General features: G+C 70.3%; 13 protein-coding genes and 1 other RNA gene. 8 read left to right on the top strand and 6 right to left on the bottom strand.

All coding sequences use genetic code 11. The annotated features are described in order from the left end of the window. Positions 1–128 precede the first annotated feature (128 nt). Together HPO96_RS02510 and rnpB are read left to right on the top strand one after the other, a co-directional pair. Complete coding sequence (locus tag HPO96_RS02510; RefSeq protein ID WP_171670628.1) at positions 129–497, top strand: DUF952 domain-containing protein; 369 nt, start codon at positions 129–131, stop codon at positions 495–497. Positions 498–505: 8 nt separating this feature from the next. Next, an RNA gene (gene rnpB / locus HPO96_RS02505) (RNase P RNA component class A) lies at positions 506–905 on the top strand. A gap of 11 nt (positions 906–916) precedes the next feature. Here rnpB and panB read toward each other — a convergent pair. Then, positions 917–2,899 carry a 3-methyl-2-oxobutanoate hydroxymethyltransferase gene (panB, locus tag HPO96_RS37855; RefSeq protein WP_238354679.1) on the bottom strand — a complete coding sequence of 661 codons (1,983 nt, stop codon included), beginning with the start codon at positions 2,897–2,899 and terminating at the stop codon, positions 917–919. Positions 2,900–3,063: 164 nt separating this feature from the next. After that, on the bottom strand, positions 3,064–4,836 hold the full coding sequence (locus HPO96_RS02495) for an NAD+ synthase (protein ID WP_171670627.1): 1,773 nt from the start codon (positions 4,834–4,836) through the stop codon (positions 3,064–3,066). Positions 4,837–5,417: 581 nt separating this feature from the next. Here HPO96_RS02495 and HPO96_RS02490 point away from each other — a divergent pair. Genes HPO96_RS02490 through HPO96_RS02480 form a run of 3 tightly spaced genes read left to right on the top strand, consistent with a single transcriptional unit; the run spans position 5,418 to position 7,989 of the window. Continuing rightward, positions 5,418–6,581 carry a DUF418 domain-containing protein gene (locus tag HPO96_RS02490; RefSeq protein ID WP_171670625.1) on the top strand — a complete coding sequence of 388 codons (1,164 nt, stop codon included), beginning with the start codon at positions 5,418–5,420 and terminating at the stop codon, positions 6,579–6,581. A gap of 8 nt (positions 6,582–6,589) precedes the next feature. Continuing rightward, positions 6,590–7,048 (top strand): hypothetical protein, encoded by a 459-nt coding sequence (locus HPO96_RS02485; RefSeq protein WP_337796486.1) that lies wholly within the window; start codon positions 6,590–6,592, stop codon positions 7,046–7,048. Further along, positions 7,045–7,989 carry a hypothetical protein gene (locus HPO96_RS02480; RefSeq protein ID WP_171670623.1) on the top strand — a complete coding sequence of 315 codons (945 nt, stop codon included), beginning with the start codon at positions 7,045–7,047 and terminating at the stop codon, positions 7,987–7,989. The genes HPO96_RS02485 and HPO96_RS02480 overlap by 4 nt, the downstream gene beginning before the upstream one ends. On the opposite strand, the gene HPO96_RS02475 is transcribed toward HPO96_RS02480, so the two are convergent. Continuing rightward, positions 7,915–8,322 (bottom strand): hypothetical protein, encoded by a 408-nt coding sequence (locus HPO96_RS02475; protein WP_171670621.1) that lies wholly within the window; start codon positions 8,320–8,322, stop codon positions 7,915–7,917. The two genes, HPO96_RS02480 and HPO96_RS02475, sit on opposite strands and share 75 nt — an antisense overlap. 116 nt (positions 8,323–8,438) lie before the next feature. Between HPO96_RS02475 and glnA the strand changes: the two genes are divergently transcribed. Beyond that, on the top strand, positions 8,439–9,779 hold the full coding sequence (gene glnA / locus HPO96_RS02470; RefSeq protein ID WP_171670618.1) for a type I glutamate--ammonia ligase: 1,341 nt from the start codon (positions 8,439–8,441) through the stop codon (positions 9,777–9,779). Here the strand turns inward: glnA and HPO96_RS02465 are convergent. Both HPO96_RS02465 and HPO96_RS02460 read right to left on the bottom strand, forming a co-directional pair. Next, positions 9,776–10,345, bottom strand: coding sequence for a peptidylprolyl isomerase (locus HPO96_RS02465; protein WP_171670616.1), 570 nt, complete (start codon positions 10,343–10,345; stop codon positions 9,776–9,778). The two genes, glnA and HPO96_RS02465, sit on opposite strands and share 4 nt — an antisense overlap. Before the next feature lie 45 nt (positions 10,346–10,390). Beyond that, positions 10,391–10,945, bottom strand: a complete 555-nt coding sequence (locus tag HPO96_RS02460) for a hypothetical protein (protein ID WP_238354678.1) — start codon at positions 10,943–10,945, stop codon at positions 10,391–10,393. A gap of 147 nt (positions 10,946–11,092) precedes the next feature. On the opposite strand from HPO96_RS02460, the gene HPO96_RS02455 reads away from it, so the two are divergent. Both HPO96_RS02455 and trmB read left to right on the top strand, forming a co-directional pair. After that, positions 11,093–14,077, top strand: coding sequence for a bifunctional [glutamine synthetase] adenylyltransferase/[glutamine synthetase]-adenylyl-L-tyrosine phosphorylase (locus tag HPO96_RS02455; RefSeq protein WP_337796485.1), 2,985 nt, complete (start codon positions 11,093–11,095; stop codon positions 14,075–14,077). Positions 14,078–14,090: 13 nt separating this feature from the next. Then, entirely contained in the window at positions 14,091–14,795 is a 705-nt protein-coding gene (gene trmB / locus HPO96_RS02450; RefSeq protein WP_171670614.1) for a tRNA (guanosine(46)-N7)-methyltransferase TrmB, read from the top strand. Here the strand turns inward: trmB and HPO96_RS02445 are convergent. Further along, entirely contained in the window at positions 14,776–17,340 is a 2,565-nt protein-coding gene (locus HPO96_RS02445; RefSeq protein WP_171670612.1) for a family 78 glycoside hydrolase catalytic domain, read from the bottom strand. The two genes, trmB and HPO96_RS02445, sit on opposite strands and share 20 nt — an antisense overlap. Positions 17,341–17,346 lie beyond the last annotated feature (6 nt).

Raw genomic sequence — 17,346 nt, 5'->3', positions numbered from 1 at the left:
GGTGCGGGGCGGACCCATCGGCCGGGTGCGGGCGAACCCTGGGTGCTATCGGATGTTTCCTGCCCCGGAGCGTCACGTCAAGACTTCGTTGGGCGACCATCCGAAGTAACTTGTTCTAATCTGTGCCCATGGCGACGATCTTTCATCTCGCGCTCCCCGGCGACTGGGCGGCCGCACTGCAGGCGGGCTGCTACCGGTGGTCGACGCGCGGCAAATCCCTGGACGACGGCGCGACCTTCATCCACGCGTCGCGGCACGACCAGGTCGCGATGGTGGCCAACTTCGTCTACGCCGACGTCGAGGGCGCGCTGAACCTGCTCGTGATCGACACCGAGCGGCTCGTCTCGGCCCTGTGCGACGAGGACCTGGACGGGATCGGCATCAGCTTCCCGCACATCTACGGCCCGCTGAACCTGGACGCGGTGGTCGACGTCCGCGATTACGAGCGCGGCCCGGACGGCCGATGGCCGGAAGTCTCCCCGCAAGCCGTATCCTGATCCCGGAACGGGCCGGTCGGGCGATCGCGTCGTCCACGCGAGTGGGCGCCGAGGAAAGTCCGGACTCCACAGGGCAGCGTGGTGGGTAACGCCCACCCGGGGCAACCCGCGGGACAGTGCCACAGAGAACAGACCGCCAGCGGCCTGGATGAACCCCGTGGTTCATCCAGGTGCGGGTGAGGGTGAAACGGTGGTGTAAGAGACCACCAGCTCCCCAGGTGACTGGGGAGGCTCGGTAAACCCCACGTGGAGCAAGGCCAAGAAGGACGGCGGGCAACCGTCGTCCGCGCGAGCGTTCGAGGGCTGCCCGCCCGAGCTCGCGGGTAGGCTGCTGGAGGCGGCTGGTAACAGCCGCCGTAGATGGATGGTCGCCGACAACAGAATCCGGCTTACAGACCGGCCCGTTCCCAACTCCCGGCTCAGAAGGTGTGCTCGTCTCCTGGGAAGGCGCCCGAGGCGACATCGGCGACGTACGCCGTGACGGCCCCGGTGAGGATGCCGCGCAGATCGGCGTACTGCTTGACGAAGCGCGGCATCGCGCCGGAGCGCAGGCCGGCCATGTCCTGCCAGACGAGCACCTGCGCGTCGGTGTCGCGACCGGCGCCGATGCCGACGGTCGGGATCGGGACGCGTTTGGTGATCTCGGCCGCGACGTCACCGGGCACCATCTCCAGCACCAGCGAGAACGCGCCCGCCTCGGCCAGCGCGACCGCGTCGTCGATCAGCCCGGCCGCCTGGTCGCCACGACCCTGGACCCGGTAGCCGCCGATGCTGTGCTCGCTCTGCGGTGTGAAGCCGATATGCGCCATCACCGGGATGCCGGACTGCGTCAGCTTCTCGACCATCGGGACGACCGTCCGCCCGCCTTCGAGTTTGACCGCGTGGACGCCGGCCTCCTTCATGAACCGCACCGCGGTGTGGAAGGCCTGCTCCGGCGACGCCTGGTAGGAGCCGAAGGGCAGGTCGGCGACCACGAGCGCGCGATCGACGGCGTTCGCGACGGCGCGGGCCAGCGGGATCAGCTCGTCGACGGTGACGCGGAGCGTGGTGTCGTAGCCGAAGACGTTGTTGGCCGCCGAGTCGCCGACCAGCAGCACCGGGATCCCGGCCTGGTCGAAGATCTCCGCGGTGTACTGGTCGTACGCCGTCAGCATCGCCCACTTCTCGCCGCGGTTCTTCATGTCCCGCAGGTGATGGACGCGGTACCGGCGCGGGGTTCCGCTGCCGGAGCCGCCACCGGATCCGCCGCCTTCAGGCGGCCGCTTCTCCGTGGGACGGCTTTCGGCCGGTGCGCCCTCGGACGCCGTACTCGCGCTGGGCTGGGCCCGGCGCGCGGCGCGGTGCGAGGCGACGTGATCGATCGCGACCTGGCTCGGGGCGTCCTGCTGGACGTCCGCCCGGCGGCGAGCGCCGACCCGGCGACCGCTGGACGGCTCGCTGATCGGGGTGTTGCTCTCGTACTCCGCGCTCGGGTCGGACAGGTAGCTGGTGTCCGGGGCACTCGCCGGGGCCGGATTCTGCGCAGGCTGTGGCGCAGGCGGGACCGGCGGTGGCGCCGGCTGCTGTGCCTGCGGCTGGGCCGGCTGCTGGGTCTGCGCCGGCGGCTGTTGTGGCCGCTGCTGGACCGGCTGCTGCGGCGGTTCGACCGGCTGGTGCTGCTGCGGCTGTGCCTGCTCGACCGGCTGTTGCTGCGGCGGCTCGATCGGCTGCTGGGACGGCGGCTGCGGCGGAATGATCGGCTGTACGCCGGTGAGCGCGCTCGGCTGGTGTGCGGGTGGGCGACCGGGCGGCGGCTGGCCGTAGCTGGTCGGCGGCTGCTGGCTCAGACCATTCGTCGGTGCGGCGCCGTTCTGCATCGGCGTCGGGGCCGGGCTGCTCCAGTTGCTCGACCCGTTGGACGCGGGCGGTGCGGGCGGGCGCGGAGCCTGCTGCGGCGGGGGGCCGCTGGGCGCCTGCCGGTTCGGCGGCACGCCGTTGCTCCCGTTCGTCGGGGCAAACGGGCTGGCCTGCCGGTTCTGCGGTGGCTGCTGCGGCTGAGCCGGCGGCTGCTGCGGGCGGAACGGGTTCTGCTCCTGCTGCTGGTACGGCGGCTGGCCGTAGCCCTGGGGCTCCTCGGCGTACCGCTGCTGCTGCGGCGGCTGCGCAGGCGGCGAAGCAGGCAGGTACGGCGACTTCGGCACGTACGGCTGCTGCGGCACCGGGCCGCGCTCGAACTGGCGAGGGGCGTTCGGCAGCGACGGCGACGGGTCGAGACCGAGGCCACTGGCCCGATCCCGCCACGGGTCGCTGTCGTAGTCCGAGCGGCGCTGTTCTTCGGTTGTCCGGTTCGACGGTCCGGTCCCGTACGGCGAGGGCATCTCCTCGTCGTCCTGGGTACCGGCCGACAGGAAGTTGTCAACCATGCCCTCATCGTCCCACCGATGCGGAGGGTAAGCGCCACCGCCCGTGGGTGAGTGGTCCGTCACGTCGTCGCCGGACAGGCCGGAATAGCCGCGGGAGTCCTCGCTCGGTTCCACTTGCGAGCCCCACGGGGTGTCTTCGGATGGGCGGTACCGCCAGGAGTCGCTCAGTGCTCGGCTGCCTTCCTTGCGTCCTCACGCCATGCATTGGTGATCGGCAACCGGCGGTCCCGGCCGAAGGCCTTGTGGGTGATCTTCGGGCCCGGTGGGAACTGCCGGCGCTTGTACTCCGCGCGGTCGACCAGCTGGATCACCTTGCTCACCAGCTCGGTCTCGAAACCCGCGGCAACCAGCTCGGCGCTGCCGCGGTCCTGCTCGACGTAGTCGTCCAGCATGTCGTCCAGGAGGTCGTACGGCGGCAGCGAGTCGGTGTCCTGCTGACCGGGCCGCAACTCCGCGGACGGGGGTTTGGCGATCGAGTTCTCCGGGATCGGCGGCTGCTGGCCGCGCTTCTCGGCATCGGCGTTCCGCCACTTGGCCAGCCGCCAGACGACGGTCTTCGGCACGTCCTTCAGCGGGGCGTACCCGCCGACCGCGTCACCGTAGATCGTCGAGTAGCCGACGGAGAGCTCGGATTTGTTGCCGCAGGCAAGCACCAGGTGGCCGTCGGCGTTCGACAGGCCCATCCAGACCACGGCCCGGACCCGGGCCTGCAGGTTCTCCTCGGCCAGACCGGTCAGGCCGAGGGTGTCGATGAACGGCTGCACCATCGGCTGGATCGGGATCACCCGGTAGTTCAGCCCGGTCCGCGCGGCCAGCTCGGCGGCGTCGTCCTTGGAGTGCTCACTGGAGTAGACGCTCGGGTTGGAGATCCCGAAGACGTGCTCGGCGCCGATCGCGTCACAGGCGATCGCGGCCACCAGACTCGAGTCGATCCCCCCGGACAGGCCGAGCAGCACCGACTTGAACCCGTTCTTCTGCACGTAGTCGCGGAGCCCGGTCACGATCGCGCCGTACATCTCCGCCTCGTCCGACAGCCGGGGCGCGACGGCGGCCGCGATCGGCTCGTACGCCGGCAGCGGCTCGTCGTGGATGACGGTGTGCACGATGTCGATCCCCTCGTGCGACCCGGACGGCGTACCGGTCGCGGCGGGCAGGTCGAGGTCGACGACCATCGAGCCCTGCTCGAACTGCGGGGCGCGGGCGAAGATGTCGCCCGTGGCGCCGGCGATCAGCGAGTCGCCGTCGAAGACCAGCTCGTCCTGGCCGCCGACCAGGTTCACGTACGCGAGGGCGCAGCCGGCCTCGCGGGCACGCCGGGTGACGAGCTCGCCGCGGACGTCGTCCTTGTTCGCCTCGTACGGCGAGCTGTTGATCACCAGCAGCAGACCCGCCCCGGCCGCCTTCGCGACCGCCGCCGGCCCGCCGTCCTGCCAGAGGTCCTCGCAGATGACGATCGCGACGTCGACGCCGTGGATCCGCACCACCTGCAAGGTGTTCCCGGGCACGAAGTGCCGGAACTCGTCGAAGACTCCGTAGTTCGGCAGATGATGTTTGACCGCGCTGGTCACGACGCGGCCCTGATGGATCACCGCGGCCGCGTTCGTCGGCGAGCCTTTCGGCCGGCCGAGCCGGTCCACGCCCATCGCCGTCCCGCTCGCGCGATCCAGGTAACCGCAGACGACCACGATGTCGCCGAGCCCTTCGGCCGCCAGCCGCTCGGCCAGCCGCCGGATCTTCACCTGCGAAGCATCCACGAACGACGCCCGCAGCGCCAGGTCCTCGACCGGATAACCGGTCAGCGCAAGCTCCGGGAACGCCACCAGCCGGGCGCCCCGCTCCACAGCGTTCCGTACCCAGGCGACGATCTTGTCGCTGTTCCCGTCCACATCACCGACAGTCACATTCAACTGAGCAAGAGCCACCCGAACCTGAGCCACGAAAGCACCCTACTGTCTCCCCCGGCTCTCCCCACCCCCAATGCCCCCCACAACACGCAGACCATCCTCTCCACCCCCCGTTTCCTGGGCCCACCCACCGCCCCGTGGGTGAGCCAGCCGCAGGCGATTGGCCCACCCCCCGTTTGCTGGGTGGGCCCAGCAAACGGGGGTGGGGTGCGCGGGCTGGGGGCGGTTTGCTGGGTGGGCGTAGGTGTTTGGTGGGTGAGCCCACGAGTTGGTGGGTGGGCCAGCGGTAGGCGGTTGGCTCACCCACCGTTTGCTGGGTGGGCCCAGGAAACCGGGGTGGGGTGCGCGGGCTGGGGGCGGTTTGCTGGGTGGGCGTAGGTGTTTGGTGGGTGAGCCCACGAGTTGGTGGGTGGGCCAGCGGCAGGCGGTTGGCCCACCCAGCGTTTGCTGGGTGGGCCCAGGAAACGGGGGTGGGGTGCGCGGGCTGGGGGCGGTTTGCTGGGTGGGCGTAGGAAACGGGGCGAGTGCGGCGGGCTGTTTTCTGTACGAAGGTTCGCCCGGGTGGGAACTTTCGTACGACGACGGCGGCGGGGCGAACCGGTTGAGTGGGTGGCATGAATGGAGTGGGCGGGCCTACTGGGGTGGGGGAGCGAGCGCTCGGGCCGGATCTGGCCCGGGGGTTCATGTTGTTGTTCATCGCGCTGGCGAACTCGCATTACTTCGTCGGCGGCGCGCGGTGGTTCGGGGGCTTCCCGGTGGACGGGAACGTCCTGGATCGCGGCGCCGGGTTCCTGATCTCGACCTTCGTCGACGGCCGGGCGTTTCCGATGTTCGGCGTGCTGTTCGGGTACGGCGTGGCGCAGATCGTCCGGCGGCAGCGGGAGAGCGGCCGGGAGTGGTGGCCGATCCGGAAGCTGTTGTGGCGGCGGAGCCTGGTGCTCGTCGTGGTGGGCTTCGCGCACGCGATGCTGCTCTACGTCGGCGACATCCTCGGCGCGTACGGCGTGCTGCTGTTCCTCGGCGTCTGGGCACTGCGCTGGAAGGACATCTGGCTGTTCATCGTGGCCGGCCTGGTCTGGGTGCTGACCGCGTTGCCCAGCGACGACTCGTTCTCGACGATGACGGAGGGCCCGGATCCGGCCATGCTGCCGCCCGAGCTGCTTGGTCAGTTCGCCGATCGGCTGGGCGCGCATTCGATCATCGCCTTACTGGGCTGGATCGGATTCGTTGCTCCGTTCCTGATCGGTTTGTGGGCCGGACGGCGCCGCATCCTCGAGCGCCCGGCCGAACACCAGACCCTGTTGCGGACGACGGCGCTCGTCGGCCTGACGATCGCGATCCTCGGCGCGCTCCCGGTCTCACTCGTTGTCGGCGGCATCATCAAGCAGCCGGCCAACGACACGCTCAGCTATCTCGGGCCGTTGCACGACGCAACCGGTCTCTTCGGTGGTTTCGGGTACGCCGCCCTGATCGTGCTGATCGCCCGCCGGCTCACCCGCGGCCGATTCACCACCGCGATCGCCGCGGTCGGACAGCGGTCGATGACCTGCTACCTGGCCCAATCGGTGGTCTGGACGATCGTTTTCACGCCCTACCTGCTCGGCCTGTCGAACACCCTGACCACCACGACCACGGCGCTGCTCGCGATCGCGACCTGGCTGGCCACGGTCGGTCTGGCCGAGTGGATGCGGCGCAAGGGCTATCGCGGGCCGTTCGAGTCGATGATCCGCCGGCTCACCTACCGGACGAAGAAGCCGAAAACCGCGCTGGTGGTCTAATACGTCAGGTGACGAACGGTGATCGCCGGCTGGGACGGGCCGGCAAGACGATCCGGGTGGCCGTCGCCGTGGTCGGGATCGGGCTGCTGATCAACGGCTCGGCCCGAGCCTCCGACGACGCCTGGCCGTTCGGCCCGATGTCGCAGTACGCCGGCAGCGTGGCGGACGACGCCGAGGTCACGTTCACCCGGATCACCGCGCAGACCGACGCCGGGACATCGGTCGACGTACCGCTCAACATCGAGGGCGCCGGGGTCGCCCGGGCCGAGATCGAGGCCCGGACCGGCGAGATCGTCAAGAACCCGGCGCTGCTGCAACAGGTCGCCGACGGCTGGGCGAAGAAACATCCCGATCAGCCGAAGTACCTGAAACTCGAACTGATCCGCGACACCACCAAGCTGGTCGGCGGTCGCGTCGTCGGCCCGCCGACACCTGAGGTCCTCGCCACCTGGCAGGTCCGCCGATGACGACGGTCACCGAACAGCCGCCGAGCCGGGCGGCCCGGATCGCGGGCTGGTTCACGCCGTCGATCGCGCTGGCCCGGATCGCCTGGCTGCGGACGATTCTCTACCTGTTCGTCATCCTCGACATGCACGCGTTCGTCCGCGACACCCGGCTCAAGGGCGAACACCCCGATCTCTACCAGCCGCTGCTGCTGGCCCGGATCTTCCACCTGCCCGTCCCGTCGGTCGCCAACACGACAGCGCTGTACGTCGTCCTGATCGTGGCCTGCCTCATCGGCGCGACGAACTACTTCCCCCGGGTCGCCGGGTGGATCGTCGCCCCGGCGTTCACCTGGTGGGTCCTGATCGGGATGAGCGACGGCAAGGTCGACCACGACCACCTCGCGCTCGTGGTCGCGCTGTGGGTGCTGCCGACCGTGTCCGGGGCCCGGCGCGGGGCATCGGCGTACGGCGATCAGACCCGGTCGGAGGCAGCCGGGTGGGCGGTCCGCTGTGTGCAGATCAGTGTGATCGCGACGTACTTCCTGTCCTGGGTGGCGAAGGTTCGCAGTCCGGGGTGGAAGCTGCTGTCGTGGCCGAACAGCGCGATTCTGACCTGGGCGATCGTGCGGCGGCCGCATCCGGTCGGGGAGTGGCTGCTGCTGCATCCGTGGCTGCTGCAGGTGATGCAGTGGGTCGGGTTCGTCGCCGAGTTCCTCTCGCCGGTGATCCTCTGGCTGAAGGGCCGCTGGCAGCTGCTCGGCGCGCTGTTCTTCATCGGCTTCCACGTCGCGAACACGGCGATCCTGCTGATCCACTTCCTGCCGACCGTGGTCTGCTGGCTGGCCTTCGCGCCGCTGGAGCGGATCGTGCCGTTCGTCCGGCGGAAGCTACACCGCGATCCCGGACAGGCCGAAGACCAGGCCGAAGATCGCGGGCAGGCCGAGCAGCAGGCCGGCGCGTAACCGGAAGCGGCGGCCACCGGGCCCCGGCGTCCGGACGACGCGGGACAGCACGGCCCCGGCGTACCCGAAGACGAACGCGGCGAGCAGGATCTGCCGGGTCGGCAGGCCGTCGGCGTCGTGGTGGGTCAGCCCGAGCGCGACCAGCCCTGGGCAGCAGAAGGCGCACATCCCGAACCCGATCTCGGGCAGCGGGAGCCAACGGCGGCCGAGCACGTCCCGCTCGGCGGGCCGGCGCTTGCGCAGCGACTGGACGAAGCGCGCCGTCGACAGCAGCAGGTCGCTCAGGCAGAGGATCCCCGCCACCACGAGAGCGACCCGAAACGTCGTTTGCACGGGGACACGGTATGACCTGACACGTCAGATGTCTCGGCCAGCACGTAACGTCTGCTTAACAGAGGCGGGGCACACTGTGTGAGGGCCGCACAACCTGACGAGCGAGGTGGACCGGAATGGACAAGCAGCAGGAGTTCGTACTGCGCGCACTCGAGGAGCGCGACGTACGTTTCGTGCGGCTCTGGTTCACCGACGTACTCGGGTTCCTGAAGTCGGTGGCGGTCGCCCCGGCCGAGCTGGAGGGCGCGTTCTCCGAGGGCCTCGGGTTCGACGGCTCGGCGATCGAGGGGTTCGCCCGGGTGACCGAGGCCGACATGCTCGCCAAACCGGACCCGTCGACGTTCCAGATCCTGCCCTGGCGCGGCGAGACGATGGGTACCGCGCGGATGTTCTGCGATATCAACATGCCCGACGGCTCGGCCTCGTTCGCCGACCCGCGGCACGTGCTGAAGCGGACGCTGTCGAAGGCCGCCGACCTCGGCTTCACCTTCTACACCCACCCCGAGATCGAGTTCTACCTGTTCAAGTCGCTGGCCGGCGCCCCCGGCACGACGCCGGAGCCGGTCGACTCCTCGGGCTACTTCGACCACACCCCGCAAGGCATCGGCAACGACTTCCGCCGCGAGGCGATCACGATGCTGGAGTCGATGGGCATCTCGGTCGAGTTCAGCCACCACGAGGGCGGCCCCGGCCAGCAGGAGATCGACCTGCGGTACGCCGACGCCCTGAGCACCGCCGACAACATCATGACGTTCCGCGTCGTGGTGAAGGAGGTCGCGCTCTCCCAGGGCATCTACGCCTCCTTCATGCCGAAGCCGCTGAGCGACCAGCCCGGCTCCGGGATGCACACCCACATGTCGCTGTTCGAGGGCGACCGGAACGCGTTCTTCGAGGGCGGCGCGCAGTACCAGCTGTCCAAGACCGGGCGCGCGTTCATCGCCGGCCTGCTGCACCACGCCGCCGAGATCACCGCCGTCACCAACCAGTGGGTGAACTCCTACAAGCGGCTCGCCGTCGGCGATGAGGCGCCGTCGTTCGTCTCCTGGGGGCACAACAACCGCTCCGCGCTGGTCCGGGTGCCGATGTACAAACCGCACAAGGGTCAGTCGTCGCGCGTCGAGTTCCGCTCGCTGGATTCGGCCGCCAACCCGTACCTCGCGTTCGCGCTGATGCTCGCCGCCGGCCTGAAGGGGATCGAGGAGGGCTACGAGCTGCCGCGGGAGGTCGAGGAGGACGTCTGGTCGCTGACGCCGCGGGAGCGCAAGGCGCTCGGGATCAAACCGCTGCCGGGCAGCCTGGCCGAGGCGATCCACGCGATGGAGGAGAGCGAGCTGGTCGCCGAGACCCTCGGCGAGCACGTCTTCGACTTCTTCCTCCGCAACAAGCGCGCCGAGTGGCAGGACTACCGCCGCCAGGTGACGCCCTTCGAGCTCAACAAACTCCTGCCGGTGCTCTAACCGATCCGCACTTCGCTGATCCGGACCGGGCGGTCCGGGTCGGCGGCGAGCTGGTCGAGCAGGACGAGGCCGTTGCTGACGGCGCCGATGATCGTGGTGCCGGCCGGCGCGCCGTGCACGTCGTGGACCAGGAAGAAGCCGCCGCCGTTCCCGTCGCCGTCTTTGCTGACGGCAACCACGCCGCGGCGGTACTGCTCCTGGCCGGTCAGCTCGGTCGGGTAGCGAAAGCCGGCTTGGCCCGCGCCGCACTCGAGGATCGCCCGGGTGCGGCACGGAGTCTCGTGGTAGTACCGGTTCAGCGCGAGATGCGTGAAGCTGTGCACCGCGCAGGGCGCGTTCTTCCGGTCGAGCCGGAGCTCCAGCGTGCCGCGATCGGTGCTGACGGTGACCTTCACCGCGCCGAGCAGCGGCGCCAGCGAGTACGGCGGCCGGACGTCGCCGTCGCCGGTCCGCGTGTAGGTGCAGTTCTTGAACAGCGCCGGCGAGGCGTGCGCGACCCAGCTCTCCAGCACCAGGACAGCGGTGGCGACCAGGACGACGGCAACTGCTCGTTTCCAGAGACGCATGATCCTGAAGGTAACACTCAGTGTGCGGTTAGCAACAGAGTGTGTTCAGAGGGAGGTGGCGGCTTTGAGCAGCTCGTCCGGGGCGGGCTCGGCCGTGAGAGGTTCGGCCGGGACCAGGTCGGAGCCGTGCGTCGACGTCCAGCGCGCGGCGGCCGTCGAGTGCCGGTACGGCGGCTCGATCGCATCCTCGGCGACAGGCACCGGCTCGACCGGCTCGAGCACCGGCTCGGTGGCCGGCTTCGGCGGGATGACCGGCGTCCCGTCGGGCGCCATCGCGTGCACCTCTTCGACGGTCAGGAAGCCGACCGGCCGGGTGCCTTCGGTGATCACCACCACCGCGCCCGGGACGATCTGCTGAGCCTTGTTCCCCTGGCCGGGCACCAGGATGCCGTCGGCCTGGGTGCGCCAGGCGCTCGGCGCGAAACCGCGCAGCGCTATCCCGGCCTGCCCGTCGTCCGCGGTCCGTGGTGGCAGGAACGCGGTGGCTGTGTAGTCGTAGTCGTAGTCCGGCTCGGGGGGCCCGGACACTCGCCCGCCCTGCTGGGGCGTCAACCAGACCACCATGCCCCGAACGGCGAGCGACCCCGTCATCATGACCATGACGCCTCATCATGCCGATTACTGCCCGAATACGCCAGGCAACTCCGTGTGTTGACCGCAATCCCCTTTAGACGTCACCGCAACCGGCTCGCGGTACTGCCGAGATTCTGTCACGGCGCCTGCCGGGACCCGGATAACCTGACCGTCGTGGCGGAGGCGCAAAGAGGGTCCGGTGAAGGCCGGCTGGTCCGGTTGGGGTTCGGCGACCCGCAGGGCGCGACCGCGCTGCTGCGGCAGCTCGACGCCCTCGATCCGCACGGCCCGATCGCGACCGAACAGCTGATCACGACGCTGTCGGAGTCCGCCGATCCGGATCTTGCGCTGCACGGCCTGCTCGGGATGGCCGAGGCACTGCACCGCAACGACTACGATCTCGGCGCGTTCACCCGGACGCTGGAGATGGACGACGACTTCCGCCGCCGGCTCGTCTACGTGCTGGGCGCCAGCGAGGCCTTCGGCCGGCACCTCACCGTGCATCCGCGGCACTGGTACGACCTGGCCGATCCGTCGCTGACCGGCTCGCGGCCCTCGATCGAGGACGTCGCCGCCAAACTCGCCACCGCGGTCGACGCGGCCAAGCCGGTCGACGCGTTGCGCGTCGAGTACCGCCGGCTGCTGCTGCGGCTGGCCGCGCGGGACCTGGCTGAGGGCTTGCTGGTCGACGAGGTGGCCGCGGTGCTGGCCGATCTGGCCGGCGGCGCGCTGGAGACCGCGTTGCGGATCGCGCGGAACGACTACTTCACCGCCCACCCCGGCGCGGCCGACTGTCGGATCGCGATCATTGCCATGGGCAAGTGCGGTGGCCGGGAGCTCAACTACGTCAGCGATGTGGACGTGCTGTTCGTCGCGGAGCCGCTCGACGGCGAGCCCGAGCTGCCGGCGCTGAAGACGGCGTCCCAGCTGGCCGCGGCCGCGATGCGGATCTGCTCCGACCACACCGGCGAGGGCACGCTCTGGCCGGTCGATGCCGCGCTGCGCCCCGAGGGGAAGTCGGGCCCGCTCGTCCGCACGCTCGACAGCCATCTGGCCTACTACGGCCGCTGGGCGAAGACGTGGGAGTTCCAGGCACTGCTCAAGGCCCGCCCGGTCGCCGGGGACGCCGACCTCGGCCGCGAGTACGCCGAGCGGATCGGCAAGCTGGTCTGGTCGGCGGCCGACCGGGAGGGGTTCGTCACCGACGTCCAGGCGATGCGCCGCCGCGTCGTCGACCACATCCCGGCCGCTGATGTGGATCGGCAGCTCAAGCTCGGTCCCGGTGGGCTGCGCGACGTCGAGTTCGCCGTCCAGTTGCTGCAGCTCGTGCACGGCCGCAGTGATGAGGCTGTGCGGAGCGGGACGACGCTGGTCGCGCTGGAGTCGCTGACGACGAGCGGCTACGTGGGCCGGACGGACGGCGCCGTCCTCGCGGATGCTTATCGCTTCCTGCGGTCGATGGAGCACCGCATCCAGCTGTACCGGCTTCGGCGTACGCATCAGGTGCCGGAGGACGACGCCGACCTGCGGCGGCTCGGGCGCTCGCTCGGGTTCACCAAGAACCCGGTGGCCGATCTGACGGCCGCGTGGAAGAAGCATGCGCTGGAGGTCCGGCGGCTGCACGAGAAGCTCTTCTACCGGCCGCTGCTCGCGGCGGTTGCCCGGATTCCGGGTGGCGAGGTCCGGCTGACGCCTGAGGCGGCGCGGCAGCGGCTGACCGCGCTCGGGTACGCCGATCCGGCGTCCGCGCTGCGGCATATCGAGGCGCTGTCGGAGGGGGTTTCGCGGCGGTCGTCGATTCAGAAGGCGTTGCTGCCGGCGATGCTCGGCTGGTTCGCCGAATCACCCGATCCGGACGCCGGGCTGCTCGCGTTCCGGACCATCTCGGACAGCCTCGGCTCGACGCCGTGGTACCTGCGTCAGTTGCGTGATGAGGGCGCATCGGCCGAGCGGCTGGCCCACCTACTGGCCAGCGGCCGGTACGCCGTCGACCTGTTGCAGCGTGCGCCGGAGGCGACCGCGATGCTCGCCGACGAGCGCGAGCTGGTCCCGCGGACGCCGGAGAGCTTGCTGACCGAGATGTCCGCGGCCGCAGGCCGGCAGGAGCAGCCGGAGGCGGCTGTCGCGGCGATTCGCGCCGTCCGCCGGCGGGAGTTGTTCCGGGTCGCCGCGGCGGATTTGTCCGGGCTGGTCGAGGTCGAGGCGGTCGGTGACGCGCTGACCGGGATCTCGGTCGGGACGCTGACGAGTGCGCTCGAGGTCGCCCGGCGCAAGGTCGCGAAGGGGCAGCCGGAGCCGACCCGGATGGCGATCGTCGCGATGGGCCGCTTCGGCGGTCACGAGCTCGGCTACGGCAGCGACGCCGATGTGATGTTCGTCCACGACCCGCTGCCCGGCGCGGACGAGAAGGCGGCCACCGATTTCGCGACCCAGGCCGCGACCGAGCTACGCCGGATGCTCGCGCTGCCGGGCGCGGATCCGGCGGTGGCGATCGACGCGGATCTGCGGCCCGAGGGGCGGCAGGGGCCGTTGGTTCGGACGCTGGCGTCGTACGCGTCGTACTACGCGCGCTGGTCCGCGGTGTGGGAGGCGCAGGCGCTGCTGCGCGCCGATCCGCTCTGCGGCGATGCCGAGCTCTGTACGGCGTTCCGCGCGCTGATCGACCCGCTGCGCTACCCGCCGAACGGGATCAGCGAGCGGGACGTGATGGAGATCCGCCGGATCAAGGCCCGGGTCGACGCCGAGCGGCTGCCGCGCGGCGCGAACCGGAGCACCCACACCAAACTCGGCCGCGGCGGGCTCGCCGATATCGAATGGACCGTCCAGCTGCTTCAGCTCCGCGAGGCGCGGAACATCCCAGGCCTGCGCACCACCCGCACGCTCGCCGCACTCCGCGCCGGTGTCGAGGCCGGGCTGGTCGACGCCACCGAAGCCGAGACGCTGGGCATCGCCTGGGAGCTCGCCAGCCGGATCCGGAACGCGATCATGCTCGTCCGCGCCCGCCCCGGCGACTCGCTGCCCACCGACCCCCGCGACCTCGCCGCCGTCGCCCAGATCTGCGGCTACCCGCCCGGCGAGTCCAGCCGCTTCTCCGACGACTACCTCCGCATCACCCGCCGCGCCCACAACACCGTCGCCCGGCTGTTCTGGGACGACTAATACAATCTGGGCGGTGGAGACGACGGAACGGGTCAAGCGGCGGGGTGTGTTGAGCACCACGCAGCGTGGTGTGCGGATGACGGCCGGGCAGAAACGGGCGTGGGATGCGCACTGGGCCGAGCTGGGGACCACGGTCGAGGAGCTGGCGGCTGGGCCGACGGATCTGGCCGCGTGGTTCGGGCGGACGGCGCCGACCGTGCTGGAGATCGGGTCCGGGATGGGGGATGCGACCGCGCAGCTGGCGGTGGCCGCGCCGGAGGTGAATCATCTGGCCGCCGAGGTCTACACGGCCGGTCTCGGGCAGCTGATGATGTGGGTCGAGAAGTACGACCTGGAGAACGTGCGGTTGCTCAAGGGCGACGCGACCGTCTTCCTGGCCGAGCATGTCGAGCCGGGTGCGCTGGCCGGCGTCCGGATCTACTTCCCGGATCCGTGGCCGAAGAAGAAGCATCACAAGCGGCGGCTGATCGCGCCCGGGTTCGTCGAGCTCGCGGCCTCCCGGCTGCAGCCCGGTGGAACGTTGCATCTGGCCACGGACTGGGCGCACTACGCCGACCAGATGCTCGCGGTCTGCGACGCCGAGCCGTCGTTGCGGAACTCGTACGACGGCTGGGCGCCACGCCCCGAGTGGCGGCCGGTGACCAAGTTCGAGGCGCGGGCGCAGGCCGAAGGCCGCGAGGTTCGCGACCTGATCTACGTCAAGCGGTCCGGCTCGTGAAGTTCCAGATCCCGGCGCCCACGGTGTAGCTGGTGTAGCCGTCGGCGTACGTCGCCTCGCCCGCCAGCGACTGCGGGACGGCGGCGACATCCGTGGGGGAGTCGGAGGGGACGTGCACCTCGGCCGTCATCCCGACCGGAACATGAACCTCCAGCGCGAACACCCGGCTGACCTGCCGCCAGGACAGGGTCACCCGGCCGCGAATCGTCGTGGTCCGGACACTCGCGGACGTCGTCGCGCCGCGAGCGTCGGGGCGGACGACGATCCGCTCCCACCCGGCGCCGAGGTTGCGAAGTCCGGCCACGTTCTCCAGGATCCACTGCACGACCGTGCCCTGGAAGTAGTGGTTGCGCGAGCGGGAATCGGCCTCCCACATCTCCCACATCGTGTCCGCGCCCTGCTCGAACCAATAGCCCCAGCTGGGATAGCTCCGCTGCAGCGCGACCTTCGTCGCCGCCTCGCCGTATCCGTACGCGGTCAGCACCGGCAGCAGCAGACCGACGCCGAGGCAGCCGGTGTTCAGATGGAACCCGCGCTGCTCGACATCCGTGGCCAGGTTGGCCGCGACCCGTTCGGCGAGCTCCTCGGGAACGATGCCGAAGGCAAGGGGGACGACGTTCGACGTCTGCCGGTAGTCGGGGTCGTCGGCACTCCGATAGATCCCCGTCTCGCGATCGAGGAAGGCGCGATTGATGCCATCGGCAAGCTCTGCGGCGGCCTTGCGGTAATCGTGCGGCCGGCCGATCAGATCGCCGAGCTCCGCCGCGGCGAGCAGCGCGCGACAGAGGTACGCCGTGGCGGTCAGCCGCCGGTCCTCAGGGGCCGGGCCGTCGCTGTATCCAGGTGGGAGCCAGTCGCCGAGCACGCTGATCGACAACCCGTCCTCGACCCGGTCCAGCTCCCAGTTCAGGTAGCGGGTGAGCGAATCCCAGTGCTCGCGGACCAGCCGCTCGTCGCCGTACGCGCGGTGCAGCTCGTGCAGCAGGATCGGGTAGACCGTTGGCCACTCGGTCGCGGGGGAGAGCTCCTCGAAACCCCAGCCGCTGGTGGGCACGATGACCGGCAGCTGGCCCGAGTCGGCCTGACTGTCGCGGATGTCGCCGAGCCATTTGCCGAACAAGCGTGCAAGGTCGAGTGTGGCGAGCATCGTCGGCGCGCCGACCTGGGCGTCACCCGTCCAGCCGTTCTTCTCGTAGAACGGGGTGTCGGTCGGGATGCCGTGCAAGTTGCTCAGCACGGTCCGGCGCATGGCCTGCTCGAACTGCTCGTACGCCGGTTCGCTCGACGTGAACGCGGTGACCGAGGCGACGTCGGAGTTCACCACGCGCAGCTCGACGTCCGGCCGGGCGCCTTCGATCTGGACGTAGCGGAAACCCTTGTAGGAGAAGCGCGGCTCCCACTCCTCGACACCGGAGCCGGCCGCGATGTACTCGTCGCGCTGGATCCGGTCGCCGTCGACGTGCCCGTTCACCGCGATGACGTTGCCGTTGGCAACTGTCTCGCCGTAGGTGAGGGTGATTGTCGTCCCGGCGCCGGCGGTGACCCGGAGTCGCGCCCAGCCCGCGGTGGTGCGGCCGAAGTCGGCGATCCACACGCCGGGCCGGACTTCGTCCACCGCCACCGGCGGCACCGTTTCGACGACCCGGATCGGCTCGTGCTCCTGTGCTCGCAGGCGGCCGGCGGGCGCGTCGACCAGCGTGGCTGATGACCAGGCGGAGTCGTCGAAGGCGGCGGTGTCCCAGCCGGGGAGGGCGCGGCGGGCATCGTACGTCTCGCCGGTGTAGAGGGAGTCGGAGACGGTCGGGCCGCCGATGACGCGCCACTGGTCGTCGGTGCCGACTTCGGTGACACGCCCGTCGGCGTACTCGATGACGAGCCGGGCAAGCAGGCGGGGCTCGCTCGTCCACGGCGCTTGGTGCCAGCGCCAGACGTTGGGGGTGTTCATCGCGAAGAACCCGCGGCCGAGCTCGGCGCCGACGGCGTTGTCGCCGGGCTGCAGGAGATCGGTGACGTCATGGGTGACGTAGAGGACGGTGCGGCCGTAGTCGGTGAAGCCGGGGTCGAGGACGGCGTCGGTCACCGGCTGACCGTTGAGCCGGAGGTCGGCGTACCCGAGGCCGCTCGCGTACAGCCGGGCGCGCTGGATGTCGCCGTCCACGGTGAAGGCGCGACGGAGCAGGGGCGCGGTGTCGGTCGTGCCGCCGATCCACTGGGCGTTGGCGAAGCCCTCGTTGCGGAGGGCGGTCTCGAACCAGTCGCTCGCGGTTGGGGTCTCGCGGTCGTCGGCGTCCCAGAGGCGGACCGTCCAGTGGTAGCGGGTGCGCGGGGTGAGTGGCGGGCCGTCGTACTCGATGCCGAAGCTCTGGGCCGACGGCACTTTGCCGGAGTCCCAGACTTCGGTGTCGCCGCTGGTCAACTGCACCTGGTACGCCGTCTGGCGCGCGCCGTAGCCCGGTGCGGTGGCGACCCAGCTGAACCGCGGCCGATCCGCATCGGTTCCCAGCGGGCGGACGGCGTACTCGGTCTTCAGTGATCCGACCAGCATGGGCGG

It is taken from the genome of Kribbella sandramycini, from assembly GCF_013131805.1.
Taxonomy (GTDB): Bacteria; Actinomycetota; Actinomycetes; order Propionibacteriales; family Kribbellaceae; genus Kribbella; species Kribbella sandramycini.
This window is presented reverse-complemented; position numbering and strand designations above follow the sequence as displayed.

Bases quoted from the DNA above. Each gene is read 5' to 3' on its own strand.
- HPO96_RS02510 (WP_171670628.1), top strand. From the start codon at position 129: ATGGCGACGATCTTTCATCTCGCGCTCCCCGGCGACTGGGCGGCCGCA.
- panB (WP_238354679.1), bottom strand. From the start codon at position 2,899: ATGGTTGACAACTTCCTGTCGGCCGGTACCCAGGACGACGAGGAGATG.
- HPO96_RS02490 (WP_171670625.1), top strand. From the start codon at position 5,418: ATGAATGGAGTGGGCGGGCCTACTGGGGTGGGGGAGCGAGCGCTCGGG.
- HPO96_RS02480 (WP_171670623.1), top strand. From the start codon at position 7,045: ATGACGACGGTCACCGAACAGCCGCCGAGCCGGGCGGCCCGGATCGCG.
- glnA (WP_171670618.1), top strand. From the start codon at position 8,439: ATGGACAAGCAGCAGGAGTTCGTACTGCGCGCACTCGAGGAGCGCGAC.
- HPO96_RS02465 (WP_171670616.1), bottom strand. From the start codon at position 10,345: ATGCGTCTCTGGAAACGAGCAGTTGCCGTCGTCCTGGTCGCCACCGCT.
- HPO96_RS02460 (WP_238354678.1), bottom strand. From the start codon at position 10,945: ATGGTCATGATGACGGGGTCGCTCGCCGTTCGGGGCATGGTGGTCTGG.
- HPO96_RS02445 (WP_171670612.1), bottom strand. From the start codon at position 17,340: ATGCTGGTCGGATCACTGAAGACCGAGTACGCCGTCCGCCCGCTGGGA.